Annotated in this window: 12 protein-coding genes and 1 pseudogene; 10 read left to right on the plus strand and 3 right to left on the minus strand. The window is 66.8% G+C overall.

Annotated elements, in window-relative coordinates; translation table 11 throughout:
* Positions 1-6 precede the first annotated feature (6 nt).
* From D3874_RS16760 to D3874_RS16765, 3 genes are all read left to right on the plus strand, one after another.
* Positions 7-1653, plus strand: coding sequence for an NAD-dependent malic enzyme (locus tag D3874_RS16760; protein WP_119779097.1), 1647 nt, complete (start codon positions 7-9; stop codon positions 1651-1653).
* 144 nt (positions 1654-1797) lie between these two features.
* Positions 1798-2088 (plus strand): hypothetical protein, encoded by a 291-nt coding sequence (locus D3874_RS29395; RefSeq protein ID WP_199699102.1) that lies wholly within the window; start codon positions 1798-1800, stop codon positions 2086-2088.
* Positions 2088-3710 carry an APC family permease gene (locus D3874_RS16765; protein WP_199699103.1) on the plus strand — a complete coding sequence of 541 codons (1623 nt, stop codon included), beginning with the start codon at positions 2088-2090 and terminating at the stop codon, positions 3708-3710. Before D3874_RS29395 ends, D3874_RS16765 begins: the two co-directional genes overlap by 1 nt.
* 9 nt (positions 3711-3719) lie before the next feature.
* Here the strand turns inward: D3874_RS16765 and D3874_RS16770 are convergent, their stop codons facing one another.
* A complete protein-coding gene (locus tag D3874_RS16770; RefSeq protein WP_158596072.1) occupies positions 3720-4304 on the minus strand; it encodes a TetR/AcrR family transcriptional regulator in 585 nt (194 codons plus the stop codon).
* A gap of 95 nt (positions 4305-4399) precedes the next feature.
* Between D3874_RS16770 and D3874_RS16775 the strand changes: the two genes are divergently transcribed.
* Complete coding sequence (locus tag D3874_RS16775; protein WP_158596073.1) at positions 4400-5098, plus strand: DAPG hydrolase family protein; 699 nt, start codon at positions 4400-4402, stop codon at positions 5096-5098.
* 550 nt (positions 5099-5648) lie between these two features.
* Here the strand turns inward: D3874_RS16775 and D3874_RS16785 are convergent.
* On the minus strand, positions 5649-5936 hold the full coding sequence (locus D3874_RS16785) for a cupin domain-containing protein (RefSeq protein ID WP_199699104.1): 288 nt from the start codon (positions 5934-5936) through the stop codon (positions 5649-5651).
* A 218-nt stretch (positions 5937-6154) separates the two neighbouring features.
* Positions 6155-7435, minus strand: a complete 1281-nt coding sequence (locus tag D3874_RS16790; RefSeq protein ID WP_119779101.1) for a nucleotide disphospho-sugar-binding domain-containing protein — start codon at positions 7433-7435, stop codon at positions 6155-6157.
* Positions 7436-7631: 196 nt separating this feature from the next.
* Here D3874_RS16790 and D3874_RS16795 point away from each other — a divergent pair.
* The 6 genes and pseudogenes from D3874_RS16795 (at position 7632) to D3874_RS16820 (ending at position 17775) form a co-directional block, all read left to right on the plus strand.
* Positions 7632-10960 (plus strand): annotated as a pseudogene (locus D3874_RS16795) (transglutaminase family protein).
* 334 nt (positions 10961-11294) lie between these two features.
* The gene (locus tag D3874_RS16800) at positions 11295-13808 is read left to right on the plus strand and encodes a circularly permuted type 2 ATP-grasp protein (protein ID WP_158596074.1); all 2514 of its coding nucleotides are present in this window, start codon (positions 11295-11297) and stop codon (positions 13806-13808) included.
* A complete protein-coding gene (locus D3874_RS16805; protein ID WP_119779103.1) occupies positions 13805-14680 on the plus strand; it encodes a transglutaminase family protein in 876 nt (291 codons plus the stop codon). Before D3874_RS16800 ends, D3874_RS16805 begins: the two co-directional genes overlap by 4 nt.
* Before the next feature lie 107 nt (positions 14681-14787).
* The gene (locus D3874_RS16810) at positions 14788-16227 is read left to right on the plus strand and encodes a circularly permuted type 2 ATP-grasp protein (protein ID WP_119779104.1); all 1440 of its coding nucleotides are present in this window, start codon (positions 14788-14790) and stop codon (positions 16225-16227) included.
* Positions 16220-17200 carry an alpha-E domain-containing protein gene (locus D3874_RS16815; protein WP_119779105.1) on the plus strand — a complete coding sequence of 327 codons (981 nt, stop codon included), beginning with the start codon at positions 16220-16222 and terminating at the stop codon, positions 17198-17200. Before D3874_RS16810 ends, D3874_RS16815 begins: the two co-directional genes overlap by 8 nt.
* A 62-nt stretch (positions 17201-17262) precedes the next feature.
* Positions 17263-17775, plus strand: a complete 513-nt coding sequence (locus D3874_RS16820; RefSeq protein ID WP_119779106.1) for an invasion associated locus B family protein — start codon at positions 17263-17265, stop codon at positions 17773-17775.
* Positions 17776-17791 lie beyond the last annotated feature (16 nt).

Below are 17791 nucleotides of genomic sequence, written 5' to 3' on the forward strand. Positions count from 1 at the left end.
AAAGTAATGACCAAGGGACCGTTGCCGGCCGATCTGCCGCGCGGCATGGATCTGCTCCACACACCCCGCCTGAACAAGGGCACCGCCTTCTCCGAGGAAGAGCGCGAGGCGCTGGGCCTTGTCGGCCTGCTGCCCGAGGGCGTCGACACGGAGGAGAACCGCCTGCGACGGGTCATGTTGCAGTTGGACAAGAAGTCGACGGACATGGGCCGTTACATCTTCCTGCAATCCCTGGCCGACAACGACCGCACCTTGTTCTACAAGGCGATCATGTCCGACCCGGTGCGCTTCATGCCCATCGTCTACACGCCCACCGTGGGCGAGGCCTGCCGGACCTACGGCCACATCATGCGCCGGCCCAAGGGCATCTACCTCAGCATCAACCGCCGCGGCCGGGTGGCCGAGATCCTGCGCAACTGGCCTGAGAAGGATATCCGCTTCATCGTCGTGACCGACGGCGAGCGGATCCTGGGCCTGGGCGACCTCGGCACCAACGGCATGGGCATTCCGATCGGCAAGCTGAACCTCTATACCGCCTGCGCCGGCGTGCCGCCGCGCATGGCCCTGCCGGTGATGATCGACGTCGGCACCAACAACGAGGCCCTGCTGCGCGATCCCCTGTACCTGGGCCTGCGCCAGCCCCGCGTGCGCGGGCCGGAATACGACAGCTTCCTCGACGAATTCGTGACCGCGGTGCAGGAGGTCTTCCCGAGCTGCTGCATCCAGTTCGAGGATTTCGCCAATATCAATGCCGTGCCCCTGCTGCAGCGCTATCGCGACAAGGTGTGCTGCTTCAACGACGACATCCAGGGCACCGCGGGCGTGGCTGTCGCCGGCATCCTGGCCGCCCTGCGCATGACCGGCAAACCGCTGGCCGAGCAGCAGTTCCTGTTCCTGGGCGCCGGCAGCGCCGGCACCGGCATCGCCTCGCTGATCGTCCAGGTCATGCAGCAGGCCGGGCTGTCGGAGGCGGAAGCCCGGCAGCGCTGCTGGCTGTTCGATGTCAACGGCCTGCTGGTGGAAAGCCGCAACGACCTGGCCTCGTTCCAGCGGCCCTTCGCCCACGCGGCGCCGCCGGCCAACGATTTCGTCACCGCGATCGAGAGTTTGAAGCCGACCGGCATCATCGGCGTCTCGGCCGTGCCCAGGGCCTTCAATCAATTGGTGATCGAGGCGATGGCGCGGCTGAACGAGCGGCCGATCATCTTCCCCTATTCCAATCCCACCAGCCATGCCGAGTGTACGGCCGAGGAAGCCTATCGCTGGTCCGAGGGCCGGGCGATCTTCGCCAGCGGCAGCCCCTTTCCGCCGGTGCGCCTGGGCGACAGGACGCTGATTCCCGGCCAGGGCAACAATGTCTACATCTTCCCCGCCGTGGGCCTGGCCGTCTTCGCGACCGAGGCGACCCGGGTGACGGACCAGATGTTCATCACCGCGGCGCGCGCCGTCGCCGCCCAGGTCAGCGAGGCCGACCTGGCCGCCGGCCTGATCTATCCGCCCCTGTCGGGCATCCTGGAAGCCTCGATCCACGTCGCGGTCGATGTCGCCCGCACCATCTTCGCCGCGGGGCTGGCCCGGGTCGACGAGCCCGCCGACCTCGAGGCCTTCATCCGCTCCCGCATGTGGCAGGCTCATTACCGCCAGTTGATCTAGGCCGGGGATGACGCCCTTCCATAGGGAGCGGCGTTTGCACCGCAGCGCAGCGCGTGCAAGACTCACGCCCAAGGGTCGGCAGGGGTTGGCATCGACGTGATCAAGCGGTTCTATCGCGCCATTATCGGGGCTCCCCGGGATCCATTGTCCAAGGAAACGCGCCAGCACATGGCGCTGGCGGCCTTCCTGGCCTGGGTCGGGCTGGGGGCGGACGGGCTTTCTTCGGCCAATTACGGGCCCGAGGAAGCCTTCCTGGCCCTGGGCAGCCACACCCACCTGGCGCTCTATATCGCCGCGATGACGGGCTTGACCGTGTTCGTCATCTCGCTGGCCTACAACCAGGTCATCCGGCTGTTCCCGTCGGGCGGCGGCGGCTACAAGGTGGCGACCACCCTGCCCGGCCCCACGCCGGGCTGGTGTCGGGCTCGGCCTTGATGGTCGACTATGTCCTGACCATCGCGATTTCCGTGGCGAGCGGGGTCGATGCCCTGTTCAGCTTGCTGCCCCTGGGCTTCCAGGCGGCCAAGCTGCCGGTCGAGGTCGTGGTGATCGTCACCCTGATGGGCCTCAACCTGCGCGGCATGAAGGAGCCGCTGACCCTCTTGGTGCCGGTGTTTCTGGGCTTCGTCGCCACCCACCTCGCCCTGATCCTGGCCGGCATCTTCGCCCATGCCGACCAGTTGCCCGGCCTGATCCCGGCGACCCTGGCGGAAACCGGCGACCTGACCCGCGAGATCGGTTGGCTCGCCGTCGCCTCGATGATGCTGCGGGCCTATTCACTGGGTGCCGGCACCTATACCGGGATCGAGGCGGTCTCGAACAACGTCCACATCCTGCGCGAGCCCCGGGTGCGCACCGGCCAATTGACCATGGCCTTGATGGCGACCTCGCTGGCCGTCACCGCCGCCGGGCTGATCATCCTCTACCTGTTGTGGAACGTCGGCCACGAGCCCGGTCGCACCCTGAACGCGACCACGTTCAACGCGATCCTGGGCGAGTTGTTCGGCGAGGGATCCATCGCCCAGGACGGGCTCCTGCTGGTGGTCATGGTGCTGGCCGCGGGGCTTTTGTTCGTTGCCGCCAATACCGGCTTCCTGGGCGGGCCGTCGGTCTTGGCCAACATGGCGGCCGACCGCTGGGTGCCCCATGCCTTCGCCTATCTCTCGATCCGGCTGGTGACCCAGAACGGCATCGTCCTGATGGGCCTGGCGGCGCTGGCCCTGCTGCTGATCACCGACGGCAAGGTTTCGCTGCTGGTCGTGCTCTACTCGATCAACGTGTTCCTGACCTTCACCCTGTGCCTGGCCGGCCTGACCCGGCACTGGTGGCGCCAGCGCGGGACGCGGGAGGCCAGCGCGGTCAGCCTGTTCCAGGCCGCCCTGGCCCTGCTGGTCGCCGGCTCGATCCTGGTCGTCACGCTGGTCGAGAAATTCTTCGAAGGCGGCTGGCTGACCGTGGTCATCACCAGCCTGGTCATCGCCACCGGCCTGATGATCCGACGGCACTACGACAACACCCTGCGCGAACTGGCCAAGATCGACGCGCTGTTTTCAACCACCACCCGCACGGCCGGGGTCGATACGGTACCGCCGATCGACCCCAAGCAGCCCACGGCGGTGTTCATGGTCGGGCGCAGCTTCGGCGCCGGCATGCACACCCTGCTGGCGGTGAAGCGCCTGTTTCCCGGCCACTTCAAGAATTACATCTTCCTGTCGGTGGGGGAGGTCGATTCCGAGTCCTTCCGCGGGGCCGAGCATGTCGCCCAGCTGACCAAGGACGTGCAGGCGACCTTGAAGGATTTCGAACGCTATTGCCATCGCCGGGGCATGCCCGCCACCAGCCGCGTCGCCTTCGGCACCGACACCGCCCAGCAATTGTCCAAGCTGGCCGAAAAGGTGATCGAGGACTATCCGCAGGCGGTGTTCTTCGCCTCGAAGCTGATCTTCGGCACCGAAAACCTGGTCAGCCGCCTGCTCCACAACCAGACCGCCCTGGCGGTCCAGCGCCGCCTGCACCTCAAGGGGATCCCGATGGTGATCCTGCCGATGAAGGTGTGAACCTGGGCCCTACGGGACACCGAGGGTGGCAAACAGGCCGGCGATCTCCGCCGCGTCCGCCTCGGGCGCCCAGGCGCCTTCAGGCGCCAGTACCGCGCTGGTGATGATGTAGCCCAGGTTCAGGCTGAAGAAGGCAGAGGCGCGCAGGCGCCCGATGCGCCGGGCCAGCGGCGTGAAGACATCCGACATCCAGGCCGCCTTCAGGCTTTCCCGGAAGCCGGCATCGCGCAGGATTTCGGCCAGGAGCAGGCGGATCATTTCAGGCGACCGGGCCGCGGCCTGCGCCCGCTCGGCCAGGAAATCCCGGTGCCAGGCCACGAAATCGCCGGCGCTCATATCCTCGCGCAGGCCGTCGAAGGCCGGCTGCCGGAACGTCACCCGCACCGCCGCCGCCAGCGCTGCCTGGACCAGCCCCTGCTTGCTGCCGAAATGCTTGAAGAGCGTGCGCTCGGTCGTGCCGGCGGCGGCGGCGATCTCGCGGGTGGTGGCCGCGTCCACGCCCTGCCGGGCGAAAGCCTCCAGCGCCGCCGCGACGATCGCCTCGCGCTTCTCCGGCGAGGGCGGGCGGCCCCGCTTTCCCGGTTCCGTGGTCATGGGGTCTCCCTTTCCATCGTCAGTGTATAGCAGGTGCTTTACAAAATCACCTGCGAATATTATATAGCAGTCACTATACATAAGGGATGGCCGCCATGCCGCTTCAGCCCGCCGCGATCGACCCGGAAACGCTCACCCACGGCCCGGTATTCACCGGGCTGGCGGCCCCGCTGCGCTTGCCGTGGGGCCTGAAACCCTTGGGCTCGGCGGATTATGGGATGGACCTGCTGGACGACGGGCGCCGGCGCTATTGGATCCGCCACGAGGTGATCCGCGGGGTGACGCCGCGCATGCTGGCCTGGTGGTTCGCCAATCTGGAAGGCGAGATCGAGATCGGCGGGCGGCGCCTGAACCGCTACCGGGTCTGGCACCCCTATGATCACGTCCATGCCAGCTATGCCCGGCGACGGGGCGACGGGAGCGTGGGGCCGGGCGCCAGGATCCGCCTGATCGAGGTGCTGGGGCGCAACCCGCGATACCTGGTGGATACCATCACGCATATCGAGCGGCTGGACGAAGGCGGCTATGTCCACAATCCCGAAGTCCTCGGCCGGACCGGCTTTGCCCGCATGGAATACGGCTTCGAAAGCCACCCGCAGGGCACCTGCTACGAGAACTGCCTGATCATCGGCATGGCGGGGCGGCCGGCCCGGCTGCCCAACCGGCTGATCGGCGGCCTCAAGTTCCCCCATGAGCAAGGGCTGGCCTGGATCCGCCACAATATCGAGGAGGTCGGCATGTTCGAGAATTTCCTGCCCGGCCTCTATGCCGGGGAAACCGGGCAGACGCGCTGATCGGCCTAGCCGGCCGTCTTGAAACAGGCGAGCGTCTCCTTGATCAATTCCTGCTTCAGGTCCTCGCTGGGAAAGCGCTTCTGGTCCGCCATCATCTTGACATCGGCAAGGGTGATCTCGTTGCTGGCGAACTTGCGCTCGATCCACGGAAAGAGGCAATCGCAGACGCGCGCGAGGGTATCGTTGTCGAACAGTCCCGGGCGTCGGGGTTCTGCTGGGCGCCGGCAACGCAGCCTTGGAGATACATGCTCCGGAAATCGCCCATCGCAACCCCATCGGGCAAGGAGAGGCTTCCCGTGGCGGGGCCGCCGGCCGGTGCCGGTGCCACGGCAACCGCCGCATTCCCGCCCCGGTCTTCCATCCTGATCAGAAAGTATCCGCCGGCCAACCCGATGACGACGGCGACGACGAGCGCCACCGCGATGAATTCGCTGCCCTGTGACGAGCGCATGCCCTGCTCCTGCATTCATCGACCGCGGCGGCCGTCTCCCCCGCGGCGAACAGATCAACTCCCGGTTTTATGGCAGCAGGGCGTTAAATTTCGCTGAACTCAGCGGATCATGTAGACCTTGCGCACGGTCTCGTGGACGGTGCAGACACCGCGCCAGCCTTCCGGAAAAAAGGCGATGGTGTCGGGCACGATCTCGATCACCTCGCCCGATTCATGAACGTAGGTGCAGCGCCCGGCCAGGAAGTGACAGAACTCGTCGCGCGTGACGTGGCACTCCCACTTGCCCGGGGTGCAGACCCAGATGCCGCATTCCGACCGCCCCTCCGGCCCCTTGTGCAGCACGAGCCCTGAGGTGTGCGAGGCACCCTCGACCATGGTGGGGATCACACCCCAATCCTTGAGTTCGCGCTGTTCCAGGGGCTTGCGCAGTACCGGGTGACCATTTCACAACTCCATTCATCTATCCCCTCTCCGCCGCGTGGCGTCGGAGAGGGAGGGGCCCGGCGCTCGAAGAGCGACGGGAGGGTGAGGTGGTTGGCGGGACAGATCTCGTTCTATGCCGACGACCCTCCTCACCCAACCCTCTCCTCCAAGGAGGAGAGGGCTTATTTGAGCAGCCGATCGAGGACAAGCGCCGCCGTCTGCGGCCCGTTGCGGCTTTGCATGAAGGCGCTGGTCGCGGCCAGCTTCGCCGTCATCACCGGGTCTTCGATGCAGGCTTTCAGCTTGGCCGCCAATTCCGCCTCGGTCCAATCCGACCGGTGCAGCTTGAAGCCGTGGCCGGTCTCCTCGACCCTCGTCGCGTTGTCGTGGCCGTCCCAGACATAGGGCATGATGATGGCGGGCTTGCCGAAATAGAGGCATTCGGTGAACGAGTTGTTGCCGCCGTGATGGATCACCGCGTCGACCTGGGCGATCACCGAGGGCTGGGGATACCAGGCGGCCAGATGCACGTTGTCGGGCACCTCGCCATATTGCTCGAGATAGCCGCCGACGTTGAACAAGGCCCGGTAGGGCAGCTTTGCCACCGCCGCGATCAGCCGCTTCAAGAGCGCGACATCGCCCGAGCCCAGGCTGCCGAAGCTGACATAGAGCAGCGGCTCGTCGGCGTTGGCCTTGAAGGCCGGGATCTCGTAGGCCGCCTCCTGGCGCACGCAGCCTTCCAGATACTGGAAACGCTCGGGCGGCAGCGGGTGCCGGCGCTTGAATTTCACCGGCTCGGGATAGAGCAGCAGGTTCATGTGGGGCGAGGCCTCGAAGAACTGCCCCAGCGGATAGGCCGCCTCGCCGCAGCCGGCCAGGAAGGCGTTGAAATCGGCGTGGATGGGCGCGATCACCTCGTCGAAGCGGGCGCGGTAGGCAGCCTGGGCGGCGCGGTCGTCCTCGCCGCAGCCAGAGAGGTGCGGCGGGATGTCGGGATCCTCGATCTCGTTTTCCGAGCACGAGATGATGCGCACCCAGGGCTTGCCGAACTGCTTGATGGCCGGAAACAGGATCACGTTGTCGACGCAGATCAGGTCCGGCTGCACCCGGGCCAGCACGCCCGGCAAGTCCTTCTGCGCCCAGCGCGCCGTATCGACGATCGCCGTCCAGCAATCCTTCACGTAATTGTCGATCTGCTCGTAGGGCGATTTGTTGAAGTTGGGGATATGGCCGTTGATGAAGTCTTCCCAGAACTTGGCCATCTGGTCGGCCGGCATGGGGGCCGACAGGTTTACCGCATGGGCCGCAAAGCCGTAACCCTGATAGACCTCGAGGAAGCCTGGATCGGACAGGAACACCGCCTTGTGGCCCAGGGCCTCGACCGCCTGGGCAATGCCGACGGAATTCAGGGCCGGGCCAAAGGCGGCCTCGGGGAAGAAGGCGACGGTTTTCGGCAGGGTCATCTCGACGCGGGCTCCGACAGGGTGGCGCGACATGATGACCAAGGATGAGGCAAGGCGCCACCCCTTGCCCATTTCGCGATCACCCCTCGACGCGGCGACAAGTTTCCGGTTCAATCACGGGTAACAATAACGCTAAGACAGACGTGCTATTGGCTTTTGCGTGGGGCTTACGCGCCGCCGCGATCTCGGAGTGAGCATGACCATTCGGGTGGCCCTCAATCACAAGACGACTTATCGTTACGATCGCCTCGTCAACCTGGGTCCGCAGACCATCCGGCTTCGCCCGGCGCCGCACTGCCGGACCCCGATCCCCAGCTATTCGCTGACGCTGAAGCCCGCCACGCATTTCCTGAACTGGCAGCAGGATCCGCAGTCGAACTACCTCGCCCGCGTGGTCTTCCCCGACAAGACCCGGGAATTCGAGGTCCAGGTCGACCTGGTCGCCGAACTGGCGATCATCAATCCCTTCGACTTCTTCCTGGAAGCCTATGCCGAGCGCGCGCCCTTCACCTATGAGGCGAGCCTCGCGCATGAGTTGAAGCCCTATCTCGAGGTCGAGCCGGCCGGCAAGGAACTGGCCGCCCTGCTGGCCAAGGTCGACCGCAAGGAACGCGGCACGGTCGACTTCCTGGTCGACCTCAATCGCCTGGTCACCCGCCACGTCGGCTATGTCATCCGCATGGAACCCGGCGTCCAGACGCCGGAGGAAACGCTGACCCTGAAGCGCGGCTCGTGCCGCGATTCCGCCTGGCTGCTGGTCCACCTGCTGCGCCACCTGAAGCTCGCCGCGCGTTTCGTCTCCGGTTACCTGATCCAACTGGCGCCGGACGTGAAGTCGCTCGACGGCCCCTCGGGCACCGAGGTCGATTTCACCGACCTGCATGCCTGGACCGAGGTCTACCTGCCCGGCGCCGGCTGGGTCGGCATGGATCCCACCTCGGGCCTGTTCGCGGGCGAAGGCCACATCCCGCTGGCCTGCTCGCCCGAACCCAGCAGCGCCGCGCCGATCAGCGGCATCGTCGACGAGGCCGGGGTGGAGTTCGACTTCTCGATGTCGGTCACGCGCCTCGAGGAAGTCTCGCGCGTCACCAAGCCCTATACCGAGGAGCAGTGGCAGGCAATCGTCGGGGCCGGCCGCGAGGTCGAGACCCGGTTGCAGGCCGGCGACGTGCGCCTGACCATGGGGGGCGAGCCGACCTTCGTCTCGATCGACGATTTCGACGGCGGCGAATGGAACACCGAGGCGCTGGGCCCGACCAAGCGGGGCCTCGCCAACACCCTGGTGCGCAAGCTGAAGAAGAAATACGCCCCGGGTGGTGTGCTCCACTACGGCCAGGGCAAATGGTATCCGGGCGAGAGCCTGCCGCGCTGGGCCCTGGGCTGTTTCTGGCGCACCGACGGCGAGCCCCTGTGGCAGCACGAGAAGTACCTCGCCGACGAGAATGTGAACTACGGCATTACCCTGGAACGGGCCGAGGATTTCCTCCAGACCCTGGCCGACCGCCTGCAGGTCGACCGGGACAACACCCTCGCCGCCTTCGAGGACCCCTGGTACTGGATGTGGAAAGAGCGGCGCCTGCCGATCAACGTCGACCCCTTGGAAAACAAGATCGAGGACGCCGAAGAGCGCGAGCGGATGAGCCGCGTCTTCGACAAGGGCCTGGACACGCCGACCGGCTTCGTCCTGCCCCTGCAAGCCTGGATGACGGTGGACGGGCCGCTGTGGCAGGCGAGACCGTGGAAGTTCCGCTCCAAGCGGGTGTTCCTGACCCCGGCGACAGCCCCGTCGGCTACCGCCTGCCGCTGCAAAGCCTGCCCTGGGTGCGCAAGGAGGACTACCCCTACCACTTCGAGGAAGATCCCTTCGCGCCGCGCCCGCCGCTGGGGCCCGTTGCCGGTGGCGTGGTCACGGTCATGGCCCAGGTCCCCGGCCGTTTGCCGCCCCGTCCCCTGCCGCCGCCGGAGGCGACGCGGCCGCCGGGCGGCGAGGGCAGCAACACGGTGGGTGTCTCGATGCCCGGCGTCATCCGCACCGCCCTGTCGGTCGAGGTGCGCAACGGCAAGCTCTACATCTTCATGCCGCCGCAATCCTATCTCGAGGCCTGGGTCGACCTGATCGGCAAGATCGAGGAGACCGCCATCGCCCTTGACATGCCGGTGGTCCTGGAGGGTTACGGTCCGCCCAAGGACTGGCGCCTGAAGAACATCATGGTGACCCCCGATCCGGGCGTGATCGAGGTGAACATCCACCCGGCCAAAAGCTGGGACGAGCTGGTCGACATCACCACCTCGCTCTACGAGGACGCGCGCCTGACCCGGCTCGCTTCCGAGAAATTCATGGTCGACGGCCGCCATGTCGGCACCGGCGGCGGCAATCACATCGTGGTCGGCGGCATGCGGCCGGAAGACAGCCCGTTCCTCAGGCGACCGCATTTGCTGCGCAGCCTGGTCGCCTACTGGCAGAACCATCCCAGCCTGTCCTACCTGTTCTCAGGCATGTTCATCGGCCCGACCAGCCAGGCGCCGCGCATCGACGAGGCGCGGCACGACTCGCTCTATGAACTGGAAATCGCCTTCCGCCAGGTGCCGGACCACACCAATGTCCCGTCCTGGCTGGTCGACCGGCTGTTCCGCCACCTCCTGTGCGATGTGACCGGCAACACCCACCGGTCGGAATTCTGCATCGACAAGCTCTATTCGCCCGACTCCTCCACCGGCCGGCTGGGCCTGCTGGAGCTGCGTTCCTTCGAGATGCCGCCCCATGCCCGCATGTCCTGCGTGCAGCAACTGATCCTGCGTGCCCTGATCGCGCATTTCTGGGACAACCCCTATCCGGCGCGGCTGGTGCGCTGGGGCACCGAGCTGCACGACCGCTTCCTGCTGCCGCATTTCGTGCAGGAAGATCTGGGCGACGTCGTGGCCGATCTGAACGACTGGGGTGTTGCCTTCGATCGCCATTGGCTGGACCCGCATTTCGAGTTCCGCTTCCCCCACTACGGCACCATCCATCAGCGCGGGCTGACGCTCGAACTGCGCCAGGCGCTGGAGCCCTGGCATGTGCTGGGCGAGGAAGGCATGGCGGCGGGCACGGTGCGCTTCGTCGATAGCTCGGTCGAACGCATCCAGGTCAAGGTCAACGGCATGACCGACGGCCGCCACGCGGTGGCGGTGAACGGCATGCGCCTGCCGCTGACCTCGACCGGCCGCGAGGGCGAATATGTCGCTGCCGTGCGCTTCCGCGCCTGGCAGCCGGCCTCGGCCCTGCACCCCACCATCCCGCCCCACGGGCCCCTGGTGTTCGACATCGTCGACGAATGGTCGAAGCGGTCGGTCGGCGGCTGCACCTATCACGTCTCGCATCCCGGCGGGCGCAACTACACCACGGCGCCGGTCAATGCCTATGAGGCGGAAGGGCGGCGCCTGGCCCGCTTCTTCGGCTTCGGCCACACGCCGGGGCCGATGACCCTGGGCCCGGTCGAGGTAACCCGGGAATTTCCGCTGACGCTCGACCTGCGGCGGCAATGAGCCTGGTCGACGTCGCGCGGTTCGTCGAGGCAGGCCGCCGGGTCCCGGCCCTCGCCCGTCCCCTGTCGCCAGCCGGCGCGGCCGGTGTGCCAACCGCGCCACAGTGGCACAAGAATCCGCCGACCCGGGGGCCCATGCCATGGCCCGACCGGGCGGCGCTGGCGCCGACGGCGCCCGGGCGCGGCTGCGTGCGCCTCATTCAACAGTGGCCTGATCGTGAAAAGTCATGGCAGTGCCTGACCTGCCTGATAGCATGCGCCGCGTGAGTCTGGCTGCTGAACCGCAATCCCCCGATGCCGGGGCGCAGATACCTTTGCCGCTGCCCGGGGCCGGAATGGCCCAGACGGGGCCGCTGGCGCCTGCCTATGCGCCGCAGCCCGGCGTCTATGACGAGTGCGTCGATGCGGACGGCAACCTGCGGCCTCATTGGCTGGAACTGGTCGACTCCCTGGGCAACCTGGGCCCCGGCGAATTCGCCGAGCGGACGGCACGCGCCCGGCAACTGCTGCACGACAACGGCGTCACCTACAATGTCTATGGCGATCCGCGCAACGCGGCGCGCGCGATCGAACTGGACCTGATCCCGCTGGTCATCGGCGAGGCGGAATGGGCCACGATCGAGGCCGGCCTGATCCAGCGCGCGCGCCTGATGACGGCCCTGCTGGGCGATCTCTATGGCCCGCAGACCACGTTGAAATCCGGCGTGCTGCACCCGGCCATCGTGCAGACCAACCCCGACTACCTGCGGCCCCTGTCGGGCTTCAAGGCGCCGGGCGACATCTGGCTGCACGTCTATGCGGTCGACCTGGTGCGCGGCCCCGACGGCAACTGGCTGGTGGTGGGCGACCGCACGCGCACGCCGGCCGGCCCCGGCTATGCCCTGGAAAACCGCATCATCACCTCGCGCTCGCTGGCCGAGGCCTATCGCAGCATGAAGGTCAAGCGGGTGGCCGCCTGGTTCGACCGCCTGCGCCAGACCCTGCGCACCCTGGCGCCCTGGACGCGCTATCCGCGCATTGTCCTGCTGACGCCCGGCCCCTACAACGAAACCTACTTCGAGCACGCCTATCTCGCGCGCTATCTCGGCTATACGCTGGTCGAGGGCAGCGACCTGACGGTGCGCGACGACCGGGTGTTCTTGAAGACCCTGGGCGGCCTGGAACCGGTGGACGTCATCCTGCGCCGGGTCGACGACGACTTCTGCGACCCCCTGGAACTGCGCGGCGATTCGACCCTGGGCGTCGCCGGCATGGTGCAGGCGGTCCTGGCCGGCCATGTCATCGTCGCCAATGCCCTGGGCAGCGGCCTGGTCGAGACCCCGGCGCTGACCCCCTTCCTGCCCGCCCTGTCGCGCCATCTGCTGGACGAGGACCTGGCCCTGCCCAACCTCGAATCGGTGTGGGCCGGGACGCCGGCGGGACGCAAGGTGATCGAGGCACGGGCCGGCGAATTGGCCCTGCGCCCGGCCTTCCCCAAGGTCGGCATCGACGGCCCCGACAGCCGTGCCGCCTGGGCCGGCCATCTCAAGCAGCAACCCTATGACGGGGTCGGCCAGGCGCCCGTGCGGCTGTCGACCGCGCCGACCTTTACCGGCGAGGGCGTGCGGCCGCAGCCGGTGGTCATGCGCGCCTTCCTGACCGCGACCGAAAAGGGCTTCTCGGTCATGCCCGGCGCCCTGGTGCGGATCGCACCGACACCGGACCGGCCGATGCTGCGCCTGCAGCAGGGCGGCCTCGCCAAGGATGCCTGGATCCTGTCTTCGAGCCCGGTCGAGCAGTTCAGCCTGCTGCGCCCGCCCGATACCGCCGTCGAAGTCCGCCGCCAGGGCAACAACCTGCCCAGCCGCGTCGCCGACGACCTCTACTGGGTCGGCCGCTATGCCGAGCGGGCGGAATTCGGCATCCGTGCCCTGCGCGCCCTGGTCCAGCGCCTGACCGATGGCGGCGGCCCCGGCGCCCAGGCCGAAATCGGCCCCGGCGCCCATTTCCTGGCCAGCATCGGCGAGATCCCGGCCAAGCTCGCCGAGCAGGCGGTAACCGATCGCGCCCAGTTCGACGCCAGGCTGATCGAGACCCTGGTCGACGACACCCGGGTCACCGGCTTTGCCACCGCCGTGCGGCGCCTGAACCTGAACACCAGCATGGTGCGCGACCGCCTCTCGGTCGACATGACGCGCGTCCTGCTCAACCTGCACGCCCAGATCGAGCGGGTGCGCCTCGCCCCGCCGGGCGATTATATCGGCCTGCTCGACTGCTTCGATGCCATCGTCGGCTCGATGGCCGCCCTGTCGGGCCTGGGCATGGAGAACATGACCCGGGGCCAGGCCTGGCGCTTCATGGACCTGGGCCGCCGGGTCGAGCGGGCGCAGGCCGCCGTCGCGCTGACCCGCGGCCTTGTCATCGGCGACGACGAGGGGGAATTCCGCGCCCTCGACCTGGCGCTCGAAATCGCCGACAGCTTCATGACCTATCGCGCCCGCTATTTCACCGGCGCCCAGTTCGCGCCCGTGCTCGACCTGCTGCTGCTGGACGAGGCCAACCCGCGCTCGCTGGCCTGCCAGATGCGGGCCCTGGCCGATCATATCGAGAACCTGCCGCGCGAGCGCGGCGCCAGCGGCTCGGGCGCCGCCAGGCTGCTGGCCCATACCGCCCTGGCCGAACTGCGCGGGGCGGAAATCCTGCGCCTGGCCGGCACCGGCGCCAGCGGCCGCAACAGCGAGCTCGAAGCCCTGCTCGATGCCGTCAGCGAGACCTTGCCCGAACTGTCGGACATCATCTCGCAGACCTATTTCAGCCATGCCCTGGCCGTGCGCCCGGGCGGCCCGATCCGGACGGTGCGCACGCCATGATCCGCTATCAGGCCCGTCACAACACGGTCTACGACTATGGCGAGCCGGTCACGCTGGCCCATCACCTGGCCCACCTCAAGCCCCGCGACGGCCTGCGCCAGCGGGTGGTCGCCCACGAACTGCGCGTGATCCCGGAACCCACCACCTGGAACGAACGCTTCGACGGCTTCGACAACCCGATCGTCCAGTTCGCGGTCGAGGAGCCGCATCAGCGCCTGATCGTCGAGTCCATGATCGAGATCGAGATCAAGCCGTCGGTGCCGCCCAAGGCCGCGGCCTATCCGGCCTGGGACGTGCTGCGCGACCGCCTGGGCGAAGCCGGGCCCGAGACCATCGCGGTCTATCCCTTCCGCATGGATTCGACCCTGATCGAAGTGGGGCAAGCCTTTGCCGATTATGCCGCCGCGGATTTTCCGCCCGACCGTCCGCTGATCGAGGCGCTGCTGGCCTTCAATGCCCGCATGCACAAGGACCTGGCCTTCGATCCCCAGGCCACCACCGTGACCACGCCGCCGCGCGAGGTACTGCGCGAGAAGCGCGGCGTGTGCCAGGATTTCGCTCACCTGATGATCGCCTGCCTGCGCTCGCTGGGCCTGCCGGCGCGCTATGTCAGCGGTTATCTGCGCACCACGCCGCCGCCGGGCCGGCCCCGGCTGGTGGGCGCCGATCAGTCCCATGCCTGGGTCGCGGTGTGGATCGGCGGCGACGAATGGCTCGAGCTCGACCCGACCAACGACTGCATTCCCTCGCTCGATCACATCACCCTCGCCTATGGCCGCGACTACGACGACGTGGCACCGTTGCGGGGAATTATCGTCGGCGGGGGGCCGCACAAGCTGCAGGTCGGCGTGGATGTGGTGCCGTTGAAATAAGCAGCAGGAATGGCAAGGCATTATACCTGCCGCCTTTTGAGACATTTTTGATGCGGCGCATCAGATTAGTTTGCTAGGCTCGAATCGGCGGTCACACGAGGGGGATAATGAGCGGCATTCTATCCCGGTACGATCAAGGCCCGTTCTTCTGCGAGATCATGGGGCAGGCCGGCACCACCGCGGTCGAGCACACGACTGCCATTCGTGAACGCCTTGCCCAACTCGACCTCGCAGCCCTGCAGCGACGCAGCGAAGATGCCGAGCGAGAACTCTATAATCTCGGCATAACCTTCACGGTCTATTCGGAGAAGGATGCGATCGACCGCATCCTGCCCTTCGACGTCATTCCCCGCATCCTCAGCCGCGACGACTGGGCCCACCTCGAAGCGGGCGTAATCCAGCGGGTTACCGCCATCAACCTGTTCCTGGCCGATGTCTATGGCCCGCAGCACGCGCTGAAAGATGGCATCGTCCCGGCCGAGCTGGTGCTGGGCAACAGCAACTATCGCCCTGAGATGATCGGCGTGAAGGTCGCCCACGGCGCCTACACCAACATCTGCGGCATCGACGTGGTGCGCGACGACAAGGGCCGGTTCATGGTCCTTGAGGACAATGCCCGCACCCCGTCGGGCGTGTCCTACGTGCTGGAAAACCGCAACATGATGCTGCGGGCGTTCCCCGACCTCACCACCGACATTTCGATCCGCCCGGTCGACAACTACGGCCCCAAGCTGCAGGAAGCCATGGTCGAGATCGCGCCCGAGGGCGTCGCCGATCCGCAGGTCGTGCTGCTGTCGCCGGGCACCTACAATTCAGCCTATTTCGAGCACATCTTCCTCGCCCGCGAGATGGGCGTGCCCCTGGTCGAAGGCCGCGACCTGGTGGTCGAGAACGACCGCGTCTACATGAAGACGACCGGCGGGCTGGAGCGGGTGCATACCATCTATCGCCGCCTGAACGACGACTTCCTGGACCCTGAGGCGTTCCGCCCGGATTCGACCCTGGGCGTGCCGGGCCTGATGCGCGCCTACCGCGCCGGCAATGTCGCCCTGGCCAATTCGGTCGGTACCGGCGTCGCCGACGACAAGGCGGTCTATGCCTACATGCCGCGCCTGATCAAATACTACATGGAGCAGGAGGCGATCCTCGACAACGTGCAGACCAACATCTGCCGCGAGGCCGATGCCCTGGCCTATACGCTCGACAATCTCGACAAGCTGGTGGTCAAGCCCGTGGCGGAATCGGGTGGTTACGGCATCACCGTCGGCCCCAAGGCCAGCAAGGAGGAACTCGAGGTGTGCCGCGCCAGCCTGCTGGCCGACCCCGCGAACTACATCAGCCAGCCGACCATCCAACTGTCGGTCTGTCCGACCCTGGTCGAAGGCGAGGTCGAGCCGCGTCACGTCGACCTTCGCCCCTTCGCCATCACCGGCAAGTCCACCTGGGTATTGCCAGGCGGGCTCACCCGCGTCGCCCTGCGCCGCGGCTCGCTTGTCGTCAACTCCAGCCAGGGAGGCGGGTCGAAAGACACGTGGGTGCTTGGCTAGACTTCTTGCACGCTTCGCCGAAGACATGTTCTGGCTCGCCCGCAATATGGAGCGGGCCGAGAACCTCGCCCGAATACTCGACGTCAACGAGACCTTCAGCCGCGACGCCCGCGGCTCGCAGAACTGGCTCTCGATCGTCCAGCTTCATGCTGGTGCCGAAGGCTTCTTCAAGAAGCACCAGGCCGCCACCGCCAACGCGGTGATCAACTACTATCTGCTGGACCCCGAGAACTCGAGTTCGATCGCCTACTGCCTGAAGGCGGCGCGCGACAACGCCCGCACCCTGCGGCCCCTGCTCTCGACCGAGCTGTGGACCCAGGCCAACATGTTTCACGCCTGGATCAGGACGCTGACCCCGGCCGACATCGGCCGCGCCGACCTGTCGCGCCTGTGCAGCAAGATCAAGGAAGGCTGCCAGACCCACACGGGCATCCTGGAAGGCACGCTCTACCGCGACGAGGGCTGGTACTTCTATCAGCTCGGCAAGCTGATCGAGCGGGCCGACCAGGCAACCCGCCTGCTGGACATCAAGTACCACATGCTACTGCCCTCGGCGGCCGAGGTCGGCTCGCCCCTCGACGTCAGCCAATGGAATGCCCTGCTGCGCTCGGCCGCCGGCTATCACGCCTATCGCCGGGTCCAGCCCCGCGGCATGAGCCCGGCCTCGGTTGCCGGCTTCCTGATCTTCAACAACGCCTTCCCGCGTTCGGTCGCCGTCTCGATCGCGACCATCGACGAGATCGTCGTGCGCCTGCGCCAGCGCTATGGCCTGCGTGCCGGCAACCAGACGCTGGAGATCCTGGACGGGCTGCGCGGCACCCTGGCGAACCGCTCCATCGACATGGTCCTGGGCGGCGGCCTGCACGAGTTCCTCGACTGGATCCAGCTGCAGTTGATCGCCATCACAGACGATCTGGGCAAGTCGTTCTTCGGCCATCCGCCCGCATCGCAGGTGCAGGCACAGGTCGCATAGGATCGCCTTTTCCCCCTCCCGATGCTATTTTCCCGCCGGGAAGCTCGTGAGGGGGAAAAAGGATGTTGCGTTTCATTGCCCTTGTCCTGGCACTGTTCATCGCCACCACGCCGGCCCATGCCGGCAAGCGGATCGACGAATTCGTCTCGGGCTACTGGACCACCTACGCCTATCAGAACGACAACGGCAGCTTCGGCCACTGCGGCATGGAGACCAAGTTCGACGATGGCATGGTCCTGTCGATCCTGCTGGCGGACGGCGGCGTCGTCATCGCCTTCTGGCATCCCGACTGGAAGCTCACCGTCGGCCAGGAGTCGGGCATGCAGTTGACGATCGACAGCCGCTATCAGCGTGTGGCCAGCGTCGTCTTCGACGACCCCAACGGCATGGTCTCGGGCCTGGGCTATGACAGCGATTTCTGGCTGGCCTTCAAGGCCGGCCTGCGCATGAACATCGACCTGGCCGACGGCAGCGCTTGGACCGTAAACCTGAAAGGTTCCAGCAAGGCCACCAAGGCCCTGTCGGTCTGCTACGACCTCTATGCGCCGCAGGGCCGCAAGGGCATGTTCAACTAGGGGCCGGCCATGGTCC

Source organism: Oleomonas cavernae, assembly GCF_003590945.1.
GTDB lineage: Bacteria > Pseudomonadota > Alphaproteobacteria > Zavarziniales > Zavarziniaceae > Zavarzinia > Zavarzinia cavernae.

Excerpts from the sequence above, each read along its gene's own strand:
- D3874_RS16760 (WP_119779097.1), top strand. The coding sequence starts at position 7 with ATGACCAAGGGACCGTTGCCGGCCGATCTGCCGCGCGGCATGGATCTG.
- D3874_RS16765 (WP_199699103.1), top strand. The coding sequence starts at position 2,088 with ATGGTCGACTATGTCCTGACCATCGCGATTTCCGTGGCGAGCGGGGTC.
- D3874_RS16770 (WP_158596072.1), bottom strand. The coding sequence starts at position 4,304 with ATGACCACGGAACCGGGAAAGCGGGGCCGCCCGCCCTCGCCGGAGAAG.
- D3874_RS16775 (WP_158596073.1), top strand. The coding sequence starts at position 4,400 with ATGCCGCTTCAGCCCGCCGCGATCGACCCGGAAACGCTCACCCACGGC.
- D3874_RS16790 (WP_119779101.1), bottom strand. The coding sequence starts at position 7,435 with ATGACCCTGCCGAAAACCGTCGCCTTCTTCCCCGAGGCCGCCTTTGGC.
- D3874_RS16800 (WP_158596074.1), top strand. The coding sequence starts at position 11,295 with ATGGCCCAGACGGGGCCGCTGGCGCCTGCCTATGCGCCGCAGCCCGGC.
- D3874_RS16805 (WP_119779103.1), top strand. The coding sequence starts at position 13,805 with ATGATCCGCTATCAGGCCCGTCACAACACGGTCTACGACTATGGCGAG.
- D3874_RS16810 (WP_119779104.1), top strand. The coding sequence starts at position 14,788 with ATGAGCGGCATTCTATCCCGGTACGATCAAGGCCCGTTCTTCTGCGAG.
- D3874_RS16820 (WP_119779106.1), top strand. The coding sequence starts at position 17,263 with ATGTTGCGTTTCATTGCCCTTGTCCTGGCACTGTTCATCGCCACCACG.